Source organism: Spirulina sp. LEGE 11439 (assembly GCF_059821285.1).
Map to the genome: position 1 here is coordinate 209,196 of NZ_JCAMRX010000003.1, position 19,469 is coordinate 228,664.

General features: G+C 42.7%; 17 protein-coding genes. 6 read left to right on the plus strand and 11 right to left on the minus strand.

Annotated features, from left to right (window positions below; all coding sequences use genetic code 11):
* Positions 1-3: 3 nt before the first annotated feature.
* Positions 4-4,179: a CHAT domain-containing protein gene (locus tag AC6RV6_RS03495; protein WP_500238928.1), complete on the minus strand. Its 4,176-nt coding sequence runs from the start codon at positions 4,177-4,179 to the stop codon at positions 4-6.
* Between the two features lie 18 nt (positions 4,180-4,197).
* Entirely contained in the window at positions 4,198-4,626 is a 429-nt protein-coding gene (locus AC6RV6_RS03500) for a hypothetical protein (RefSeq protein ID WP_500238930.1), read from the minus strand.
* Positions 4,627-4,684: 58 nt separating this feature from the next.
* Between AC6RV6_RS03500 and cofH the strand changes: the two genes are divergently transcribed.
* On the plus strand, positions 4,685-5,812 hold the full coding sequence (gene cofH / locus AC6RV6_RS03505) for a 7,8-didemethyl-8-hydroxy-5-deazariboflavin synthase subunit CofH (RefSeq protein WP_500238931.1): 1,128 nt from the start codon (positions 4,685-4,687) through the stop codon (positions 5,810-5,812).
* A gap of 29 nt (positions 5,813-5,841) precedes the next feature.
* On the plus strand, positions 5,842-7,059 hold the full coding sequence (locus AC6RV6_RS03510) for a URC4/urg3 family protein (RefSeq protein WP_500238932.1): 1,218 nt from the start codon (positions 5,842-5,844) through the stop codon (positions 7,057-7,059).
* Between the two features lie 27 nt (positions 7,060-7,086).
* On the opposite strand, the gene AC6RV6_RS03515 is transcribed toward AC6RV6_RS03510, so the two are convergent.
* From AC6RV6_RS03515 to AC6RV6_RS03525, 3 genes are all read right to left on the minus strand, one after another.
* Positions 7,087-8,016, minus strand: coding sequence for a diguanylate cyclase (locus AC6RV6_RS03515; RefSeq protein ID WP_500238933.1), 930 nt, complete (start codon positions 8,014-8,016; stop codon positions 7,087-7,089).
* Positions 8,017-8,087: 71 nt separating this feature from the next.
* Positions 8,088-12,437, minus strand: a complete 4,350-nt coding sequence (locus AC6RV6_RS03520; protein ID WP_500238935.1) for a PAS domain S-box protein — start codon at positions 12,435-12,437, stop codon at positions 8,088-8,090.
* Positions 12,438-12,540: 103 nt separating this feature from the next.
* Positions 12,541-13,140, minus strand: a complete 600-nt coding sequence (locus AC6RV6_RS03525) for a 2'-5' RNA ligase family protein (RefSeq protein ID WP_500238937.1) — start codon at positions 13,138-13,140, stop codon at positions 12,541-12,543.
* Between the two features lie 23 nt (positions 13,141-13,163).
* Between AC6RV6_RS03525 and AC6RV6_RS03530 the strand changes: the two genes are divergently transcribed.
* The gene (locus tag AC6RV6_RS03530; RefSeq protein WP_500238939.1) at positions 13,164-13,430 is read left to right on the plus strand and encodes a YciI family protein; all 267 of its coding nucleotides are present in this window, start codon (positions 13,164-13,166) and stop codon (positions 13,428-13,430) included.
* Between the two features lie 260 nt (positions 13,431-13,690).
* On the plus strand, positions 13,691-14,005 hold the full coding sequence (locus AC6RV6_RS03535) for a hypothetical protein (RefSeq protein WP_500238940.1): 315 nt from the start codon (positions 13,691-13,693) through the stop codon (positions 14,003-14,005).
* An 84-nt stretch (positions 14,006-14,089) separates the two neighbouring features.
* Here the strand turns inward: AC6RV6_RS03535 and AC6RV6_RS03540 are convergent, their stop codons facing one another.
* From AC6RV6_RS03540 to AC6RV6_RS03550, 3 genes are all read right to left on the minus strand, one after another.
* Positions 14,090-14,878, minus strand: coding sequence for an ABC transporter permease (locus AC6RV6_RS03540; RefSeq protein ID WP_500238942.1), 789 nt, complete (start codon positions 14,876-14,878; stop codon positions 14,090-14,092).
* A complete protein-coding gene (locus tag AC6RV6_RS03545) occupies positions 14,875-15,858 on the minus strand; it encodes an ABC transporter ATP-binding protein (protein WP_500238943.1) in 984 nt (327 codons plus the stop codon). The genes AC6RV6_RS03540 and AC6RV6_RS03545 overlap by 4 nt, the downstream gene beginning before the upstream one ends.
* An 86-nt stretch (positions 15,859-15,944) precedes the next feature.
* Positions 15,945-16,562: a cation efflux transmembrane domain-containing protein gene (locus AC6RV6_RS03550; RefSeq protein ID WP_500238944.1), complete on the minus strand. Its 618-nt coding sequence runs from the start codon at positions 16,560-16,562 to the stop codon at positions 15,945-15,947.
* A gap of 299 nt (positions 16,563-16,861) precedes the next feature.
* Here AC6RV6_RS03550 and AC6RV6_RS03555 point away from each other — a divergent pair, with 299 nt between their 5' ends.
* Positions 16,862-17,944, plus strand: a complete 1,083-nt coding sequence (locus AC6RV6_RS03555; protein ID WP_500238945.1) for an amidohydrolase family protein — start codon at positions 16,862-16,864, stop codon at positions 17,942-17,944.
* Between the two features lie 136 nt (positions 17,945-18,080).
* Here the strand turns inward: AC6RV6_RS03555 and queF are convergent, their stop codons facing one another.
* The gene (gene queF, locus AC6RV6_RS03560; protein WP_500238946.1) at positions 18,081-18,500 is read right to left on the minus strand and encodes a preQ(1) synthase; all 420 of its coding nucleotides are present in this window, start codon (positions 18,498-18,500) and stop codon (positions 18,081-18,083) included.
* 57 nt (positions 18,501-18,557) lie between these two features.
* Entirely contained in the window at positions 18,558-18,923 is a 366-nt protein-coding gene (locus tag AC6RV6_RS03565; protein ID WP_500238948.1) for a phasin-related domain-containing protein, read from the minus strand.
* Positions 18,924-18,939: 16 nt separating this feature from the next.
* Here AC6RV6_RS03565 and AC6RV6_RS03570 point away from each other — a divergent pair, with 16 nt between their 5' ends.
* Positions 18,940-19,098, plus strand: coding sequence for a hypothetical protein (locus AC6RV6_RS03570; RefSeq protein WP_500238950.1), 159 nt, complete (start codon positions 18,940-18,942; stop codon positions 19,096-19,098).
* On the opposite strand, the gene AC6RV6_RS03575 is transcribed toward AC6RV6_RS03570, so the two are convergent.
* The gene (locus AC6RV6_RS03575) at positions 19,095-19,403 is read right to left on the minus strand and encodes a hypothetical protein (RefSeq protein ID WP_500238951.1); all 309 of its coding nucleotides are present in this window, start codon (positions 19,401-19,403) and stop codon (positions 19,095-19,097) included. The two genes, AC6RV6_RS03570 and AC6RV6_RS03575, sit on opposite strands and share 4 nt — an antisense overlap.
* Between the last annotated feature and the right edge of the window lie 66 nt (positions 19,404-19,469).

A 19,469-nucleotide genomic window follows, 5' to 3' on the forward strand; every position in this document is an offset into this window, starting at 1 on the left:
TTGTTAAAATGGATTTCCTACCATTGTAAAAGCCGACCAATAATAAGGATGAGATAAAACGCGATCGTCGATCCCCGACAGATCGGGAGGCAAAATCACTCGTTCTTCCCCACTAATTAAATGTCCTTCCTCAAAACGAACTTCTTGACGAAGCATCTTTAATTGAGCTTGACGCAACGCCTCAGCACGAATAGGAGCATCTTGTAATTGTGCGTAAAATTGACTCATTAGCCCTAACGTTCCCTCATCATTCACATACCACAAACTACCTAAAGACGACTTCACTCCCGCCGCCACCGCTAAACCGGCAAACCCCAACTCAGCATCAGTATCTCCTAACGCCGTGCGACACGCGCTCAAGACCAACATTTCTACAGAGGGAAAATTCCAACGCAGATTTCGCAGGCGATCCAGACTCAAACGCGAATCCCAAAACTGAATATAAGATTCACTTAAGTCACCTGCACGAAAGTCGCCGTGAGTGGCGAGGTGAATGATACCGTAAGGGGAATTTTGACGAGCGCTATTCAGGGTTTTTAAGGTAAACTCTTCGTTGAGAAATTTATCGCCGTGCCAGATTTCTTCAGCAATAAGTTCGAGTTCTACGGGAACTGCGGGGAGAGGAGGCAATTCTGCAAAGCGATCGGCTCCCATGGCCAAAACTTTCTCGTCTTTTAAACGATGGGGAGTCAAATCGCTGGCAGATATATTGGGCATGAGACTGATACTATAGCGTTCGATCGCGAATCCTTGGCCGTCGTGCAGGGCGGCGAGAGGAGTGGTGCGAATGCCTGCATCGACGATATAGGTTAAATGTTGAATGCCGAGATCGGTGAGTTCTTCCTCTAAAGGTGCGAGTAACCAGTCGTACATTTGTTGAGCAGGTTTGAGATAGGCATCAGGACGACGTACATTAGTAACAGTTGTTCGGAATGCGATCGCCATATCTCTCATTTCTCCTCGAGTCGCATTGATGGCGTGGCGAATGGGTTCTCCTTCTGGAGGAACGAGGATGAGGACGAGGCGATCGTCATCTCTCAGGAGGCGATCCTCTCCTAAAGGAATATCTGATTCAGGTGTTTCGCTAAGATTCTTAGCATTTTCTTCTACTCCTTTTTCGCCTTGTATTTCCCTCGCTAAAGGTGGAGTGAGAGATTTCGGACAAAAAGTAAGATAAATGGCACTGGGAGAAACCCCTGTTTTAGATTCGGCATTTTTGAGGGCTGCTTGCACCTGTTGCAAGGTTAAGGGGTCGGGGGCATCCAACTCTAAATAACGGGCATATTCTTCGCTATAGAGGGTTTCGATCGCATGGATGCTTCTGCGTTTATCTCCTCGACAAAAGGCCGCTAACAACCAAGATGCACCGGTGCGATCGCCTTCTGGATCGGGAATTGTCTCGAGTATGTCGCGATCGTTGCATTCGAGAGTACAAGAAAAACCAGAATCAAACTCCGACGAACTGACATTGACGGTTATCTCATTCGAGTTGGAGACGACATCATTAGCACCAATATCAAACACCGCAATTGTCCCAGAAAAATTGCTGGGAGGGGTATAAACAAGAACATCCCCCGCAGAGATAGTAATAGAAGAACCTGTCACCGTCACGCCGTTTAACGTTAACGTGCCGAGACTGGTAAAATTATTTAAAGTCAGAATCAGATTATCCGCATCGACATCGTTGGCTAAAGTCATTAAATCGGTATAACTTAAAGTGAGAATATCGCCTGAATTCACCACCATCGTTGAAAATGTGCTGAGGGTCGGCGGACTGTTAATTGATGTAATATTAATTCCTGAAACTGGCGTGACAGAGCCTCCATTCGGTAGCACGGAGAATGACCCCGAAGCAAGCTGAGGTGTTGCTTTAAGCGCTCCCGCCGTTCCATTTGCCGTTGAACTTCCTACCGTAAAATCAATATTATCAAAACCCCCGTCGTGGGTAATACGAATTGCTCCCGAACTATTGTTCCCTGAAGTATCGATAGTGTTTCCGTTGGCAAGAGTTCCCGAACCTCGTACCAGTCCGTAAGCAGTTAGGGTTGTATTACCGCCATTTGCCGTATTCCCTCCATTATTACTCAGGGCAGTAGTATCAATTGTGACAAAAGAAATACTGCTTCCGGGAGTTGTCCCCGAAGTTAAATTAACGATTCCTCCTGTTGCCGTATAAGTCGAACCTCCTGAAATGTCTGCTGAAGCATCGATCGCACCATTGACTGCGATCGTACTGCCCGCATTAACGGTGACGTTGCCTGCTTGTACCGTACTATTAAACACTGCATTCGTTTGAGCGGCGGAAGTATCGATCGCTCCCGTACTTATCGAGCCTCCTGCATTGAGAGTAACATCACCGGGTGTTAAATTAACTGTAGCAGGTACTGCATTGCGAAATTCAGAAGTATCTAAAATTCCTCCCGTTGTGTCAATATTCCCACTACTGGTTAAATTAATACTGCCTCCAACTGTTATCAAATTGCTATTAACATCAATATCTCCTCCTGCGGAAAATGTCAGACTAAGTTTGTGGCCGAGGGTCGTATCTCCATTAACAATAGGAGCATTAATAATAATATCATTGGCAGCATTAAAGGTTAAGGTTGGACTCCCTCCAATTCCTCCCGGATTAATTGCTGCTGCAACGGTAATATTTCCATCTTGATTTCCCGTACTTCCCGTTGAAATTGTAACACTCGTTCCTCCTCCTAAAATTCCCGTAATATCTGTAACATTGATGGTTGCATCGTCGCTCGTTGGAGTAAAAGTATTGGGATTGCCACCGCCAAAACTGCCACCACTAGTAACATTCGTAATGATAACATTGCGAGGATCGAGCAACCATTCTCCCGCATTTCCCGCTACGGCACTGGCATCAATAGAAGCGCCAAAAACATCTAAATAATCTTTTCCAGAAGTCTCAATAAATCCTCCATTGCCGCCATTTTGCCCGCCTCTGGCGCTAATATTTCCAAAAAATCGAGTTGCTTCATCCGACCAAACAATAACAGTGCCTCCATTGCCTATATTTCGAGCATTAGCATTAATGGCAACATTTTCACTGCCAAAGTTAAAACGAGCATTGGGAATAGTTCCACTTCCTAAATAGCGGTCAGACCCCGCGTCGGCGAAAGACGCAAGGGAATGCTGACCAAGATAATCGCCTCCAACACGAGCAATTCCTCCTCCTGTTGCTCCAGAAACATCAATACGGGCATTATCGAGCAAAGCAACGCGATCGCCTAAAAAATGAACAGTTCCCCCTTGTCCAGTCGTTCCTGAACTATCGATAATTCCTGATGAAAGTGCTGTTCCTATTGAAAATGGTACAATTGTTCCAGAATCGTTAAATTGTACGTTTTCATCTCCATTTACTGTTAATCCTGTATCTGTCCCTGTTAATAATTCTGGTAGATCGATCGCCTGAAAAGCCAGCAAATTTCCTTGACTATCTCGTGGCGGTTCAATTTCCAAACTTAATAAATTTCCCGGTTGAGAAATACGGATTGTACTCCTGCCGGGAACGGCGGAAATGAGAATATTACCGCCTTCTGTTGCGAGAGTTCCGGTATTGATAACTGCTCCTCCTAATAGTGTTAAATTTTGTTCGGCTGAGAGCGTTAAATGACCTGAATTAATAATTGTTCCAGACTGTTCTAGATCGAAAGAAAACTGAGTGGGAATTTCGTTCAATTCCGCGTAATTATTACTCCCAAAAACATTAAACCAATCATTATCACTAAACCTAATTCCCGTGGCAGTTGTGGCGGTAAAATCCCCCGGAACATTTAAACTCGCTCCTATGCCAAAAACAATCCCAGCCGGATTCAGTAAATAGAGGTTGCTATTCCCGCCAGTGACTTCAATTAAGCCGTTAATGATGGAAGGATCGCCGCCTACTACGCGACTTAAAATATTTTGAATTTGCGAGTTACTGAGAAATTCGGCAATTTGCCCAGAAGTGAGGCCAAATTGCTCAAAACTGTGAAATAAATTGATTCCATCTCCCGATCGCGAACCGCCGTCAATGGTAAAATTATCCCCAGTTAAATTAACTGTTGTTCCCGTTCCATCATTGGCTGGTATAATAGATTGAGCAATTGCTTTTAAATTGCAATTTAACGCAATAATTCCCAGAACGGATAAAATTAAGATTGATAAACGATTTTGAGAGAGCATTACATTCACCTCTTTATATTAGCACTCGGCGATCGCGTCAGCCTTGATTTTTTGTAAATACTGACCCCATTTTGCGGCCAATTCAATATCGGTAAAGGGAATTTTCACCGATCGCTCGGAATTGTTGAAACAAAACTCTAATTCAGATCTTCCTTTTTTGGGAAGATTTTCTTCTTTATCGATAATGCGATCGCTAACTAATAAGCGAATTTTTGCCACATCTTTTAAAGAAAAATATTGCAGATCTATAGGGGCTTTACGAGTCGGTTTTCCCCATGTAATTTCACAGCCTTTATGAGCGAGAACTGCATAGAGATCGTATTTAGCATTGTCGAAATTTTCTGCCCAATGTCGATACGCCTCTACTTTTTGATATTCGTTCCACCCTGCCCAAGCTAAGCCAAAAAATCCGAACAGTAACGGCAACCAGAGTAACCCGCGTTCCATAAAATCGATTAGAATTGAATTTTAGATAAATTATAAACGATTTGAAACTGAGTTGAAAATGCTGACACAAACTCTCGAATCTATTTTAGATGATGCGCTTCTGGGAAAAGATATCTCGTCGGCAGATGGGGTATTTCTCCTCAAACAAACGCATCCCGATGCGATCGCGGCAATTCAAGAAACCAGCGATCGCCTGCGTCAGCGTCAAGCCGGAGAGATTGTAACTTATGTGGTCAATCGCAATATTAATTTTACTAACATTTGCGAACAACATTGCAATTTTTGTGCATTTCGCAGAGATGCCGGACAAGAAGGAGCTTATTGGTTGGACTGGGGACAAATTTTAGCAAAAACGACTGATGCTGTTAAACGCGGTGCAACAGAAATTTGTATGCAGGGAGGATTAAATCCAGAAGCAAAGATTGACGGTAAATCTCTGCCTTATTATTTGCGTTTAGTGGAAACAATTAAAAGCGAATTTCCGCAAATTCACTTACACGCTTTTTCTCCTCAAGAAATCCAATTTATCGCCCGCGAAGATAATCTTTCTTATACTGTTGTTATTCAGACTTTACAAGAGGCTGGACTCAATTCTATGCCCGGTACGGCGGCGGAAATTCTCTGCGATCGCGTTCGGTATATTATTTGTCCGGAAAAAATCAATACGACAACTTGGTTAGAAATTATTGAAACTGCCCATAAATTAGGCATCTATACCACGAGTACCATGCTTTCAGGTCATATTGAAACGCCAGAACACCAGATGATTCATTTGGAACATTTACGCAGTTTGCAACAAAAAGCGATCGGAAATAATTATCCAGCTAAATTCAGCGAGTTCGTTTTATTGCCTTTTGTGGGACAATTTGCACCTCCTAATTTACGCCGTCGCGTAGGACGAGATCAGCCCGATCTCAACTCAACTTTACAATTAACGGCGGTCGCACGAATTTATTTGGGAAATTGGATTGTTAACCATCAACCGAGTTGGGTCAAATTGGGGTTAAAAGGAGCGATGACTGCCTTAAAATGGGGGTGTAATGATATCGGCGGGACTCTCATGGAAGAGCATATTACCACCATGGCCGGAGCAAAAGGAGGAACGAATATAACAGTAGAATGTTTACAACAAGCAATTTTAGCTTGCGATCGCCCCGATCGAGAACGCACAACCCTTTATCAATGAACACTGATAACTGATAACTGATAACTGAAATGACTGCTCATTTAGTTTCCTATCTCCAATCTCCTCAAGCTATTCGAGACCGGTGCAATCTCTTGTTTCAATTTGTTCGCGAAGATAAATCTGAGTATTTTCGCTATCATGGCGATCGCCTTGATGAAGTCACTGATTTTGTGATTTCGGTGACGCGAGAATCTTATCCCGATCTGGATATTCCTTTTCACAGTCGCTGGCGACATTTTGAGGTCGGAAATGTTTCTCGCCTACAGGAATTAGCAATAGCGATCGCACATCATTCTCCTCGAGAACAAGCTCGAATTAAATTCGATTTGGTGATTATTAGTGTTTTACTCGATGCAGGAGCAGGATCGCAATGGCAATATCGGGAAGTGGAAACCGGGCAGATTTTTCAGCGATCGGAAGGGTTGGCTGTTGCTAGTTTTCGGATGTTTCAACAGGGACTCTTTTCGAGCGATCGCGACAAACCGTTACAAGTCGATGCCAAAGGATTACAGAATTTAACTCTTGATGCGTTAGCAACAGGATTTCAAGTTAATGATAAGAATGATTTAGTTGGCTTGACAGGACGGCTAAAACTCTTACAAAAATTAGGTGAAGTTCTCTGGAAACAACCGCAATTTTTTGATGACAAGTCCCCTCGCTTGGGAAATTTAGTTGATTATTTATTGACAAAAGTTAGAAAGGAGAATATTTTAGCAGCAACGGAAATTTTTCAAGTTATTTTAGCAAGTATTGGCGAGATTTGGCCGGGAAGATTTTCCCTTGAAGGGGTCAATTTAGGAGATGTTTGGCAACATGCAGCTATCGGTGGCGATCGCTTTATTCCTTTCCATAAACTATCCCAATGGTTGACTTATTCTCTCCTCGAACCCTTAGCAGAGTTAGGAATTAATATTAACAATTTAGAGAGTTTAACCGGATTGGCAGAATATCGCAATGGGGGATTATTGATTGATTTAGGAGTATTACAAGTCAAGCGATCGGAATTATTAACAGATTCTCATTTACCCAGTTCCGAACTCATTATTGAATGGCGAGCTTTAACTATTATTCTCCTCGATCGCATTGCCGAGAAAATGCGAGATAAATTAGTTTTAACGCCTGCCGAATTACCCTTAGTGAAAGTTTTACAGGGAGGCACTTGGATCGCAGGACGAAAAATTGCCCGAGAATTGCGATCGCAAGGAAATCCTCCTCTTTCACTCCAAAGCGACGGCACCGTTTTCTAACACTGATAACTGATAACTGATAACTGTTCACTGTTCGATCGCAACAACGCGATCGCGTCCCAACCGTTTTGCTTGATAAAGTGCTGCATCAGCACGACGAAGAATATTATCAATGGTTGTATCGCCAATTTGATAATTAGAGACACCGATACTAGCTGTAATCTTGATAATTTTCTCTAAGTGAATAAACTCCATTTCTGCAATTTTGTAACCAATTCGTTCGGCGACTTCTTTTGCATCTTGCAAGTTTGTCTCGGGTAGTAAAATCACAAATTCTTCTCCACCAAAGCGACCAAAGTAATCTACTTTTCGCAAGACACTTAATGTCACCTCCGCCATTTTTTTGAGAACTTCATCGCCAATTCCATGACCATAACTATCGTTAATATTTTTAAAGCGATCGAGGTCAATCATTAAGATTGAAAAGGGTCGATTGTAGCGAGAAATGCGACAAAATTCTCGTTCTCCAAGGGTTAAAAGATGACGGCGATTGGCAATTCCTGTTAAGGGATCGGTTGTGGCTAACTTTTCCAGTTCTATCAGGACTTTTTTGAGTTCATCTCGCGTATATTTTAATTCTAAATGTGTTTTCACTCGTGCCAATAGTTCGCGAGAATTAAAAGGCTTGGTAATATAATCGACTGCTCCTTTTTCAAAGGCTTGTAATAAATGATTTTGCTCATTACTTGCAGTTAAAAAAATAATTGGAATATCTTGATAATCGGAATTAGCTTTTAATATTTCGCATACTTTTAATCCGTTCATATCTGGCATCATTAAATCCAATAAAATCAGATCGGGGTGAGCCAAAAAAATTCTTTCTAAAGCCTGTTTTCCGCTTATCGCAAAAGTGGTTGCATATCCCGCATCGTCCAATATCTCCCCAATAATTTGTAGATTGCTGGAAATATCATCAACGACTAAAATCAAAAAATTACTTGCATTAAATTCTTGCATTATCTTTTTGACAATTAAGAGAAGGAGAAAATAGGAAAAATTTGCACTAAAATTTTCATGATAAATTAATTTTATCGATGATTCGACTGCAAAATATTAGTTTGTAAAGTTCCTCTGAATTGAGGAAATTTTTCGATAGTTGTGGGAATACTATGCCAATCAAATACAGTTAGTTGAGTCGATAAAGCATTCGCATAGTCGATCGCGGGTTGATAGCCATATTCTTGTCCCCATTGGTTTAACTGTTCTACACATTGTTTTAAATCCCGCATTTTCAAGGTTTGCCGCAATTTCGGCCAAGTTGTTTGCTCGTATTGGTATAACTTGTCTAACAATTCTGACAAATTTTGGGGAGATTCTCCAGAGAGAGAAATTGGTGACTCTGTTGTGATGGGGTTTTTATGGGTTCTCTCGATCGCTGGTCGAGGGGGTAAAACCATCTCCATTGCTCTAGCTAATCGATCGCGATCGATGGGTTTACGAAGAAATCCATCACAAAGCGATCGTAATTCTTCCTCATTTTCTAGATAAGTTGAAGCGGTCAAAATCAAGAGGGGAATATTCCGAGTTTTGGTATTCATTTTGAGAGTGCGAGCCACCTCCCATCCATCGATCTCGGGCATCCGTAAGTCTAACAAAATTAAATCCAGATTGTGAGTACGGGCAATCTCTAGGGCTTCCCAACCATCTTTTGCTAAGAATAAATGATGGGAACTCTCGGCAAAATAACCCGCAATGAGATTGCGATTAGAAGGAATATCATCAGCAGCTAAAATTGTCAGGGGTTGAAATTGTTGAAAGCGATCGCTTTGCTCCGGTTCTCCTCGAGCAGTTGGTGCATGAGTCGCCCATTGCAGGTTGGGAAAGATAAAAGTAAATGTAGCCCCCTGTCCTAAAACACTCTGTAACTTAACTCGCCCCTCGAGCATTTCTGTTAAGCGTTTGGTAATTGCCAAACCCAACCCCGTCCCGCCATATTGGCGCGGACTTTGGCCTTCATTCTGTTTAAAAGCCTCAAAGATAGCCTCTTGCTGTTCTGGAGCAATGCCAATACCCGTGTCTTCAATGGCAATTTCGAGCGTTTGGCGATGGGTAACGGATGACACCTCAACAGGCTCGTTTTGGCTTTGCTCGATTTCCCTCGGTACGAGTTGCTCAATGACCTCAGTGTATCGCGGTTGAAGGGTGACGGTAATTTTAATGTGACCGCGTTCGGTAAATTTGAGGGCATTGCCGATGACATTAAAAAGAATTTGGCGCAGGCGAACTTCATCAAAGATAGGAAAAGGGGGAACCTCGGGATCGATTTCTACAATCCATTGCAACCCCTTTTGGCGAGCTTGTTCGGAAAAGAAAATTTGCATTTCTTCGATGAGTCCGTATAAATGAATCGGTTCATAATGCAGTTGCAATTTCCCCGCTTCAATCTTCGAGAGATCCAGTAAATCGTCAATTAGAGTTAGTAAGGTTTTCCCGCTTGCTTTAATCGACTCGAGGTAAGATCGCGATCGCGTTTCGGTCACTCTTTCTTGTAAGAGATCGCAAAATCCTAAAATGGCATTCATGGGGGTGCGAATTTCGTGACTCATATTCGCTAAAAATTCGCTTTTGGCCAAACTGGCAGCTTCAGCGTTGCGCGTGGCTTGTTTGAGGGCTGTATTTTTATAGGACAGTTCTTCTTGACGGGTTTTTTCTCGTGCAAGTAGATCTGCTTGCGCGAGGGCAATACCGACTTGTGCGGCGATCGCTTCAATCAGTTCGATTTCTTCTCGAGTCCAATCTCGTTGAGAATGGCACTGATGTAGATAAATTGCTCCGTTGGGTTCGCCGTTATAGAATGTCGCCACACTAAGCAGGGATTGAACTTCAATTTGGCTATAAATGAGCAAGATCGGCTCGAGGAGAGGCTCCCCCGTCACATCGCGGGATGCGATCGCCTTGTCCTCTGCGAGCAATTGTTCTAAATGAGGATTGTTGTGGGTGGGAATATCCCAACCCGATACTGATTGCGTTCCTTCCTTGAGATATTCCGCAACTAGAGGAATACAGAGGGTGGGGACAGAAAGATATCGATGCAAGACACAGCGATCGACCCCAAACGCTGCGCCAATTTTCCCCACAGTAGCTTGAAAAATTTGCTCGCTATCCAAACTCTGGCGAATTTCGGCGGTGATTTCCCCGAGGAGCAATTGCCGTTGAATTTGACGTTCTAAGGCCTCTTGCCATTCCTTGCGTTCTTGAATATCTTCTAGGGCAGCAATGAAATATTTGGGCGTGCCGCGATCGCTCCAGATCGCTGAAATGGTTATCCGTCCCCAACGGATCGCACCATCTTTACGGAGAAAGCGTTTTTCTAAGGAATAACTGTTAATTTCCCCGGTGATGAGTTGTTCTTCGAATTGCAGGTTTTCAGGCAAGTCCTCGGGATGGGTGATATCCTGAAATCGCATTGTCAGTAATTCGGCACGATCGTAACCAAAAATTTCGCAGCATTTGGAATTGACAGAAATAAAGCGCCCGGAGGGATCGGTTAAATTGATTCCTGTCGGCGTTTGCTCGAAAATAACGCGGAAGCGTTCCTCACTTTCTCGCAAGGCAGTTTCGGCAGCAATGCGATCGCTAATATCCAAGATTAAGCCGTCGGCAATAATATCCCCATTTTCTAAGCGGTAAAAGCTGCTATGGTTTTGCAACCATTTTGTTTTTTCGCGATCGCGATTGATGTCAAAGATAAAACAACTGGGTTCGAGGGTCTCCAAGGCCGTTTGTAGCTGTTGTTCGAGGTGAGAAAATGTCTCGGGGGTCAGCAATTCGAATAAGGATTGGGGGCGGGTTTGGATGTTGTGGCGATCGCATCCGGCAATCTTTTCAATCCCTTCACTAATATAAGCAAGGGAGAAAGAGCCATCGGCGTGAAAAATGGCGCGATATACTGCTCCGTCGGGAATATTCGCGGCGATCGCTTCTAAGCGTTGTTTTTGATCGCTGAGTTCGACATTTGCCGATTGCAGTTGCGCCGTTCGTTGGGTGATGAGGGTTTCTAAACGCTGATTGAGAACTCGCAGGCGGGTTTCTGCTTGTTTGCGTTCGGTAATATCCTCAGCAATGCCAGCAAGGCGGTAAATCTTATTTTGCTCGTTGCGAATGGGAAAAGCGCGATCGCGAATCCAGCGAATTTCTCCATCGGGTCGCAAGATGCGATATTCGCAGTCGAAATCGATAAAGTCTTTGGGTTTGGGGGCATGGCTGGCGACGCGATCGCGATCGTCGGGGTGGATGGATTCTATCCAAGTATAGGGATTCCGATAGAGTTCCTCTCGGGAGATGCCCCAAATTTGTTCGCTGGCCGGACTGATATAAAGGGTTTTAAAGTCTGCATCAAATTCGTGGATGTAAAAAACATCGCGAATATTTTCTGCAAGTTGGCGAAATTTCTCCTCGCTTTCTCGTCGTTCGTGGATTTCTTGGCGCAAGCGATCGTTAGCAGCAAGAAGTTGAGAGGTTTGTTCGCTAACACGAGTTTCTAAGTTATTTTTGGCGGCTCTGAGGTGGACTTCGGCTTGCTGGCGACGACTGATATCTTTCAAGATGACGGTAAATAACAATCCATTGGGTAATTGCAATTGCGAAATCGAGGCTTCGGCGGGAAATTCTTCCCCATTTTTGCGACGGCCTCGCACTTCTTGAGAGCGCTCTGCCATCCTGCGCGAAATTTCTGGGGATTGACCGAAATTGTCAATATAACGGCCGTGGATCGGGCGCGATCCTTCTGGTAGTAAAACATTGAGGGAACAGCCGAGAACTTCCTCCGCCATATACCCAAAAATCCGTTCTGCTCCCTGATTAAAGAGTTGAATCGTTTGGCGTTCGTCAATCGAAATAATTGCTTCGTCGGCAATTGCCAAAATTCCTTTAAATTTGGCTTGACTGGCTTCTAGTTCTGTTTTAGTTTGGCGTAATTCTCGATTGGCTTGTTGCAGTTCTTGATTTTGCCGTTGCAATTGAGACTGAAGTTCTCGTCGGGTTAATTGATGATTGATGCGGGCGAGAACTTCGCTCTCATAAAAAGGTTTGCTGATATAATCCACTCCACCGATCGCAAATCCTTGCAAAATATCGCGATCGCGGGATTTTGCTTTTTCCATACTTCGAACGCCCATAAAAATCACGGGAATCTCTTGGGTGTCGGGGCTGTTTTTTAAACGACGACAAATTTCATAACCGTCGAGGTCGGGCATCTCGATCGCGAGCAAAATTAGGTGCGGAGATTGGTTAATAGTTTGTTCTAATCCTTCTCGTCCCGTTGCTGCATAACAGACGCGATAGCCCCACCTACCGAGGAAGGTTGCCAGCCAGCGATCGCGATCGCGATCGATCGCTAAAATTGTGGTGGGTGGCGTTGGGCGATCGGGAGAATTCATTTTTTTCTCTCGTCAGTCAAGTGAGCATTTTGTGCTTATTCTAACCTGCATCAATTCATTATTAAAGAATTCATTACGAATTAATCACGAATTGTCGGATAATCTATTCCTCTCCTCGAGAGGTACATAAAAATTCTCGATCGACTTCCCATTGCTTGCCGTTATGAATTAATAATGTTAATTGACGGATGACAAACCCGGCAAAAAATGCTCTGTTTTTGAATTCCGGCCAAGCTCGATTAAAATTGGCTTTGGTTAAGTCCCGAAATGCGACTGTTAGATGGGGAGAGAAGGGACGATTGTTGCGATCGCCGACAATCCCTAATGTTGTTTTCAGATGTTTGGGCAACTCTTCTCCCAGAGCCATTAATTCCGGCGTTTTCAGGGGGTTGAGATAAATCGTGCGGGGAGCAAATGCTCCAAAACCCGACAAGGTAACGGGAATGGGCGATCGCCTTTCGGCAAACTCTTTTAAGTTTTGTGCCAAAACCGGGTAATTCTCTTTCGGCCACTCAAAGGGAGGTTGTAGAGTAATATGAGGAGGAGAATTAAAGGCTTTGTGACTGTTATACACATCAACAAAATGTTGTTTAATCTCGTTCGCTGCCAGTAGAATCATCGGTGGTGGCAGTAGGGCAATAAAAAAGCGAGCATCTTGTTGATTCTGGTTTTTAACTTGCAAGTTTTTTTGCTTCATACTCATCTTCTTAAAATTTAATTATAAAAATGCCTTGGTTTGTCAAGATTGAAAAAGGAATTGTTAACAAAGCGACCTTCGATCGCTATGTTCGAGCCCATCGTCACTACGTCCGCGATTTAATTGCCAAAGGACATCAAGCAAAAACAGGATACTGGAAAGAATATGGGGGAGGAATGCTTTTATTTATGGCAGGTTCTCTCGAAGAAGCTCAACAAATTGTGGCGGCAGATCCTCTCGTTCAAAATCATTGCGTTCAGTATGAATTACACGAATGGTGTATTGTAGAACATTAATTTTTATTAAGCCAGCAAATATTTTAAAATGCTTGCTTTCAAATATCTCTCTCAAAAAGCGATCGCGATTTTGCACTCGATACTAGATTCGAGAATATTTTATTTCCTAGGTAATCATACTCGGATTGACTCCAAGCAAAGACATAATGTAAAATTATCTTTAAATCCCTTCAAAAATCTATAAAAATCGTTTAAAAGAAATTTAAGACGTTTTTAATGCGATCGCCCCTTCTACCCACACCCCATTAAGGAGATTAGTTATGGATAACGAGCTTCCCAAATATCGTTTGAGTTGTACCCTTGGCTTTGGCGATATTTACGGACAAATTATTGTCTGGTTAATTGTAATTTTCATTAGTCTTGCGGCAACCCTAGCACTATGGAGCAGTACCCGTCAAGCTTATGCGTTTCTGACAGTAGGAATTATTTTAGTGATTTCTTTGCCCTTTTTGTTATTTGCGTTTGTAACAACCTTACTCAATCGCATTGAATTTATTCCCTTAGAGGACGAACAAAGAGCCAATCAACTCTCCTTAGAAAATCCCAAGCGCACTAAACCAGTAACAGCCACTTAATTCAATTTAATCAATTCATAGGGCGCAATATCCGCGCCCTAAAAGATATTCACTGATAACTGATAACTGATAACTGATAACTGTTTAAGCGCCCATTCCTGAATATTGTTTCAATCCTCGTCGCCACAACCAACGATTGATAATCAATAAAACAATTCCCCAGCCTACCATAACGATTAAACTGCGTCCGATTTCGACAGGAAGGCCGACAAAAATAGCCGCCGGAAAATAGAGAAAATAAGGAAAAGGAGTCCATTGCGCGATCGCTTTTACTAAAGGAGGAAAAACATCGAGGGGGGCAATATATCCGGCAAAGAAAAGATAGAAAAGAAAGAGAAATTGTTCGATCGCGCTGGCACGTTCGGTCCAAAATGAGAGCATTGCCGAAGTGTATTGTAAAAGAAAACGCAAGGAAACCGCCATTAATGTTGCGATCGTTCCCAGTAAAACTTGTTGGATATCGGGCAACCAGAAGGCTTGCGGGTAAATTAGAAAAAATAAGCCGACCAAAACAATCACAAAAGGTAACCGGGCAAAGCGCTCCGAAATATGCTGCGCGATATGATGCCAAACCGGATCGATCGGTTGCAATAAACGCAAAGACAACTTCCCTTGTACGACCTCTTTTTCAAACTCCCACACTACCCAAACAATCGTAAATTGACGCACGATAAATACGGCAATAAAATAACGAGCAAACTCCACCGCACTCAACTCAAATTGTCCCCCTTGGGAGGCTTCCATCCAAACCCCCATTAAAATAATCGGAAATGACCCCGAAAGCATCCAAAAAAACAATTCCGCACGATATTCCACCATATGGGCGTAGTAGACAGAAAGCAAGGTAACAACTCGTTGCCAAAACCATTTCATTGAATTACTCCCGTGGCAAATAAACGTCCGATAACTTCTTCAATAGGAGGATCGGTAATACTGAGATCCAAGATGGGTAATTGTGCCAAAATTTTTGCCACGGTTTGCGTTAAATCTTCCCGACGCACGATAAACCGAACCTCTCGTCCCGCGATCGCTTTAATCTCGCCATAAAAAGCAAGTTTATCTTCGGGCAGAATATTGGCTAACTCCACCTTGACTTCTCGACAGGGAGCAAACCGTTCCAATAAGCCTTCTAAACTGCCATCATACATCAATTCGCCTTCATAAATTAACAGCACTCGCCGACATAAAGCCGTAATATCTGCCATATAGTGACTGGTGAGGAGAATAGTGGCATCATAACGCTGATTATACTCTCGTAAAAACTCCCGTACGGCAGCTTGAGCATTTACATCTAATCCTAATGTCGGTTCATCTAAAAAGAGGACTTGGGGATGGTGCAGGAGGGCGGCTAAAAGTTCGGCTTTCATGCGTTCTCCGAGGGAGAGTTTTCGCACAGGTTGCGTTAATTTTCCCTGTAGAGCAAGTAGGCTTTCCAGTTCTCCCAAACGCTGTTTGAATTCGCGATCGCTAATGCGATAAACCGCCGCATTAATTCGCAAAGAATCAAGGGCAGGTAAGTCCCATAAAAGTTGCTGTTTTTGTCCCATAACCAAGCTCATTTTCTTCAAGAATTGAGCTTGACGGTGAAAAGGGAAATAGCCTGCAACATTGACTTGACCGCTAGAAGGATGAATTAAACCGGAGAGCATTTTTAATGTTGTTGTTTTTCCGGCTCCATTTGGCCCCAAAAAACCGACAATTTCTCCCGGTTCTATACTGAAAGAAATATTTTGTACGGCTTTGATCTGGCGATAAGTCCGATTAAAAAAATGCGCGATCGTCCCTTTTATTCCGGGTTCTTTGATGGCAACAGGGTAAATTTTGCTGAGATTTTCGACAGTGATAATTGACATGAATTTTGCGTATTTTTAGATAAAATTTCACTGTTTGGCATTGACATGAATCTGCGATTAATCCTCAATTAATAAAATATGTTCCTTCATGTTTGTTGCATTTCCCTCCACGATTGCGTCAAGACTTTACGCGCTGACTTTACAAAAATAAACGCTAGCAAACAACCTACGGCTAAATCCGGTAAGATCGAATAAGTTTGAGAAACGAGTACTGCTGCCACAAGGACTGATATATTGGCAATGATATCATTGCGAGAACATAACCAAACAGAAGACATATTGAGATTATCTTTCCGATGACGAGCTAATAGGAATAAACACAATAAATTGGCCAGTAAAGCTGCAACACCAACTATTCCCATGATAGAGGCTTCTGGACTTGCACCTGAAAATAGTTGATAGCTTGCTCTTGCAAAAACTCCAATTGCAAATAAAAACATAATTATTCCTTTTAAGAAAGCTGCTCCAGCTTGAGCTTTAACGCTTTTGTTGATGACATACAAACTGCTTGCATAAACCAGCGCGTCCCCCAGCATATCCAATGAGTCTCCAGTTAAAGAAAGAGAATTTGCTCGAATACCGGCACCAAACTCGATCGCAAACATCAGTATATTGATGAACAGTACTGCCCAAAGCACCTTGGCTTGTCGTTTTCTCAACTTTGATAACTCACAGGCTTTCGATTGACAGCAATTGTCACTCATAGCTAGTTTTCACCATTCAAACATTCAAATTAATTGAATATTACCATATTGTATCAAATCATATCTTAATAAAATTTTTCTTGACAAAGAAAGATTCCTTGCTTAGATAATAGTTTTATCAATCCGATGTTTGTATGATTTTCAGTCCGGAGCAATACCAAGCGAGATCGCAGTGGAATATGGCGTGTAACAGTTGGTTTCAAAAGATGCCGAAACCTTTGTTCTTCTTCTCGATAAGCTAACAAAGTAATTGCTATAATTTCACTTCTCGATCGCCAATTATCCATTCTCGATTACCTATGTTCAAAGGATATCAAATTATTGATGCAGATTCCCACGTTATTGAACCGCCAGCAATGTGGAAAGACTATATTGACCCTGAATATAGAGCCTTTGCCCCTTCATCAGAAATGACGATTCAAGGGGAAGATATTGTTAAAAAGGTGTCTTGGGAGCTTTGGCAAGATGCCAATCAACAAATGTTAGCATCTCATCCTCATGCTTTTTTGCATGGCTACAATGTCGAATCTCACCTACAAGAAATGATTTTGATGGGAGTCGATATGGCTTTTCTCTATCCCACTTACGGGCTATGGGTGTGGGCGATCGACTCTATGGCTCCCGATGTTGCTGGGGCGTTTACCAGTGCCTATAACCGTTGGCTGAGGGACTTTTGCAGCTTCGATCCCGATCGCCTCAAAGGAATCGGCGCGATCAATCTCCACGCACCGGATAAGATGGTCGCTGAGGTGCGTCAGATTGCCGAGTGGGGCTGGAAAGGGGTATTTTTGCGTCCTAACCCCGTGAAAGGGCGTTTGTTGAGCGATCGCACCTATGAACCTTTTTGGCAGGAATGCGAAGCGTTGGGGATTGCCGTGGGGATTCACGAAGGCACTCACTCGCGCTTGCCAACAACCGGAAGCGATCGCTTCAATTCTCGTTTTGCTCTACATGCTTGTTCTCACCCAATAGAGCAAATGATGGCAATGCTCGCCTTAATTGAAGGTGGGGTTTTAGAGCGGCATCCTCAGCTTAAAATCGGCTTTTTAGAATCGGGTTGCGGTTGGCTTCCTTACTGGCTTTGGCGACTGGATGAAGAGTACGAGAACTTGTATTGGGAAGTGAAGGAAACAGTAAAAATGAAGCCCTCGGAGTATTTTCGCCGTCAGTGTTTTATCTCGGTAGAACCTTCAGAAGCATACTTAAGCGACCTCATCCCTTATATCGGTACGGATAATCTAATTTTTGGCTCCGATTATCCTCACATGGATCACAAACCAGAGAATATTAGGGATTTAGTGGCGATGGGAGAGAATGGCGATCGCGCAATTATCCAAAAGATCCTCTGGGATAATCCTGCTCGCTTCTATGGTGTAAAATAAAATGAAACCCAACAGGCTAACCCACAAAAAGTTGGGCTTCATATCTTAAACTCAACCCACGAGATCTCAGACCGCGATCGTTGAGAATAGTTCCGAGGAAAGTTGTTGTAGTCCAGCAAAATCTCAATTTTGAGAGCTAAGAAGGCTCTTTTTGATGCCAAACTTCAATAATAGTGTGGACGTTTCCTCGAGGGGTAAAATCCCCTTTTATCGTCACCTCTAAAGGATCGCAAGCTGCCACAAAATCATCTAAAATTTGATTCACCGATTCTTCATGGGAAATATAGCGATCGCGGTAACTATTGATATAAAGTTTCAAGGCTTTGAGTTCTACAACGCGTTCATTAGGAGAGTAATTAATAGAAATGGTGGCAAAATCAGGATAACCAGAAAACGGACATTTACAAGTAAATTCTGGCAAAGTAATAGCAATATCGTATTTTCGTCCTATGCGAGGATTGGGAAACGTAATTAATGTTCCTTCGGCAATTAATCTTTCCCCATATTTCACCTCAGAGGATTGTTCCGGAGAAATCACGCGATCGCTTTGACTCATATTTTCAATAATTGATGATTTAATGTTTGTAACTTGTTTTTTATTTTTGCGAAAAACCTATTCATTTTGCAAGCGACGAAGTTCTTCTTGCAACGCTTCTACTTGACTCCGCAAGCGATCCGCATCTTCTGTTTTTTCGGTTTCTTCCGATGAAGATTCTCCTTCCTCTAAAATTTCGATTCGTCGAGGTTCCTTGCTGGTTTCGGAAGGTTCTGCTTCTTCAACAACGGGTTGTTGTGCTTTTTGTACCAAATCATCTACAAATTTACTGGCTTCTTCTGCGCTAAGTTCGCCGCGTTTGACCATTTCATCCGCTAATTTTTGCGCTTGAACTTGCAGTTGTTGTAACTGTTCTCCTGCTTTTTCTCCGGCTAGGGAAGCCACTCCCATCCCGAAATAGAAGGCTTTTTGAACGATATTCAAGATTCCCTCTCTTGTTTTGTTAATTCAACCCTTTTATTCTACCGCAACGGTCAAAGTATCTTTTGACGATCGCATCTGTTGCTTGAGGTGCGTTCTTTGTGAAGGTAATGCGATCGCGAGGAGACAGGGAGATTATTCGGTGCAACTGCTGGGAATTTCGGGGATCGGGGTTTAGTCGTTCTCTTGTTGGCGTTTTTGCGATCGTTTAACAATGTAAAATCTATTAAAAACTGCATCACAGATGTGTGGATATCGATGATTAATTTTTTCACGGACTTTTGCCAATTCTTGTTTACTCGCCGCTTTCTGGATAATAATTTTAAAAATCTTAATCAGTATTTCGTCAGCTTTTTTCTCTAGTGGTAGTTTTATTAAAGATTCTAGGTTATTAATGTGCGCCCAACCTTGTTCAAAGGTTGGGATTTTTCTCATAAGAGCTAGCACTGTAGAAAGTGTTGGAGGAGATCCTATTTCCTGCATATACTGAAAAACTTGTAAGGCTTTTTTATAACAATCTGCCTTTTTGATCGCTAAATTAAATACTGT

Excerpts from the sequence above, each read along its gene's own strand:
- AC6RV6_RS03495 (WP_500238928.1), bottom strand. The coding sequence starts at position 4,179 with ATGCTCTCTCAAAATCGTTTATCAATCTTAATTTTATCCGTTCTGGGA.
- AC6RV6_RS03500 (WP_500238930.1), bottom strand. The coding sequence starts at position 4,626 with ATGGAACGCGGGTTACTCTGGTTGCCGTTACTGTTCGGATTTTTTGGC.
- cofH (WP_500238931.1), top strand. The coding sequence starts at position 4,685 with ATGCTGACACAAACTCTCGAATCTATTTTAGATGATGCGCTTCTGGGA.
- AC6RV6_RS03510 (WP_500238932.1), top strand. The coding sequence starts at position 5,842 with ATGACTGCTCATTTAGTTTCCTATCTCCAATCTCCTCAAGCTATTCGA.
- AC6RV6_RS03515 (WP_500238933.1), bottom strand. The coding sequence starts at position 8,016 with ATGCAAGAATTTAATGCAAGTAATTTTTTGATTTTAGTCGTTGATGAT.
- AC6RV6_RS03520 (WP_500238935.1), bottom strand. The coding sequence starts at position 12,437 with ATGAATTCTCCCGATCGCCCAACGCCACCCACCACAATTTTAGCGATC.
- AC6RV6_RS03525 (WP_500238937.1), bottom strand. The coding sequence starts at position 13,140 with ATGAGTATGAAGCAAAAAAACTTGCAAGTTAAAAACCAGAATCAACAA.
- AC6RV6_RS03530 (WP_500238939.1), top strand. The coding sequence starts at position 13,164 with ATGCCTTGGTTTGTCAAGATTGAAAAAGGAATTGTTAACAAAGCGACC.
- AC6RV6_RS03535 (WP_500238940.1), top strand. The coding sequence starts at position 13,691 with ATGGATAACGAGCTTCCCAAATATCGTTTGAGTTGTACCCTTGGCTTT.
- AC6RV6_RS03540 (WP_500238942.1), bottom strand. The coding sequence starts at position 14,878 with ATGAAATGGTTTTGGCAACGAGTTGTTACCTTGCTTTCTGTCTACTAC.
- AC6RV6_RS03545 (WP_500238943.1), bottom strand. The coding sequence starts at position 15,858 with ATGTCAATTATCACTGTCGAAAATCTCAGCAAAATTTACCCTGTTGCC.
- AC6RV6_RS03550 (WP_500238944.1), bottom strand. The coding sequence starts at position 16,562 with ATGAGTGACAATTGCTGTCAATCGAAAGCCTGTGAGTTATCAAAGTTG.
- AC6RV6_RS03555 (WP_500238945.1), top strand. The coding sequence starts at position 16,862 with ATGTTCAAAGGATATCAAATTATTGATGCAGATTCCCACGTTATTGAA.
- queF (WP_500238946.1), bottom strand. The coding sequence starts at position 18,500 with ATGAGTCAAAGCGATCGCGTGATTTCTCCGGAACAATCCTCTGAGGTG.
- AC6RV6_RS03575 (WP_500238951.1), bottom strand. The coding sequence starts at position 19,403 with ATGCAGGAAATAGGATCTCCTCCAACACTTTCTACAGTGCTAGCTCTT.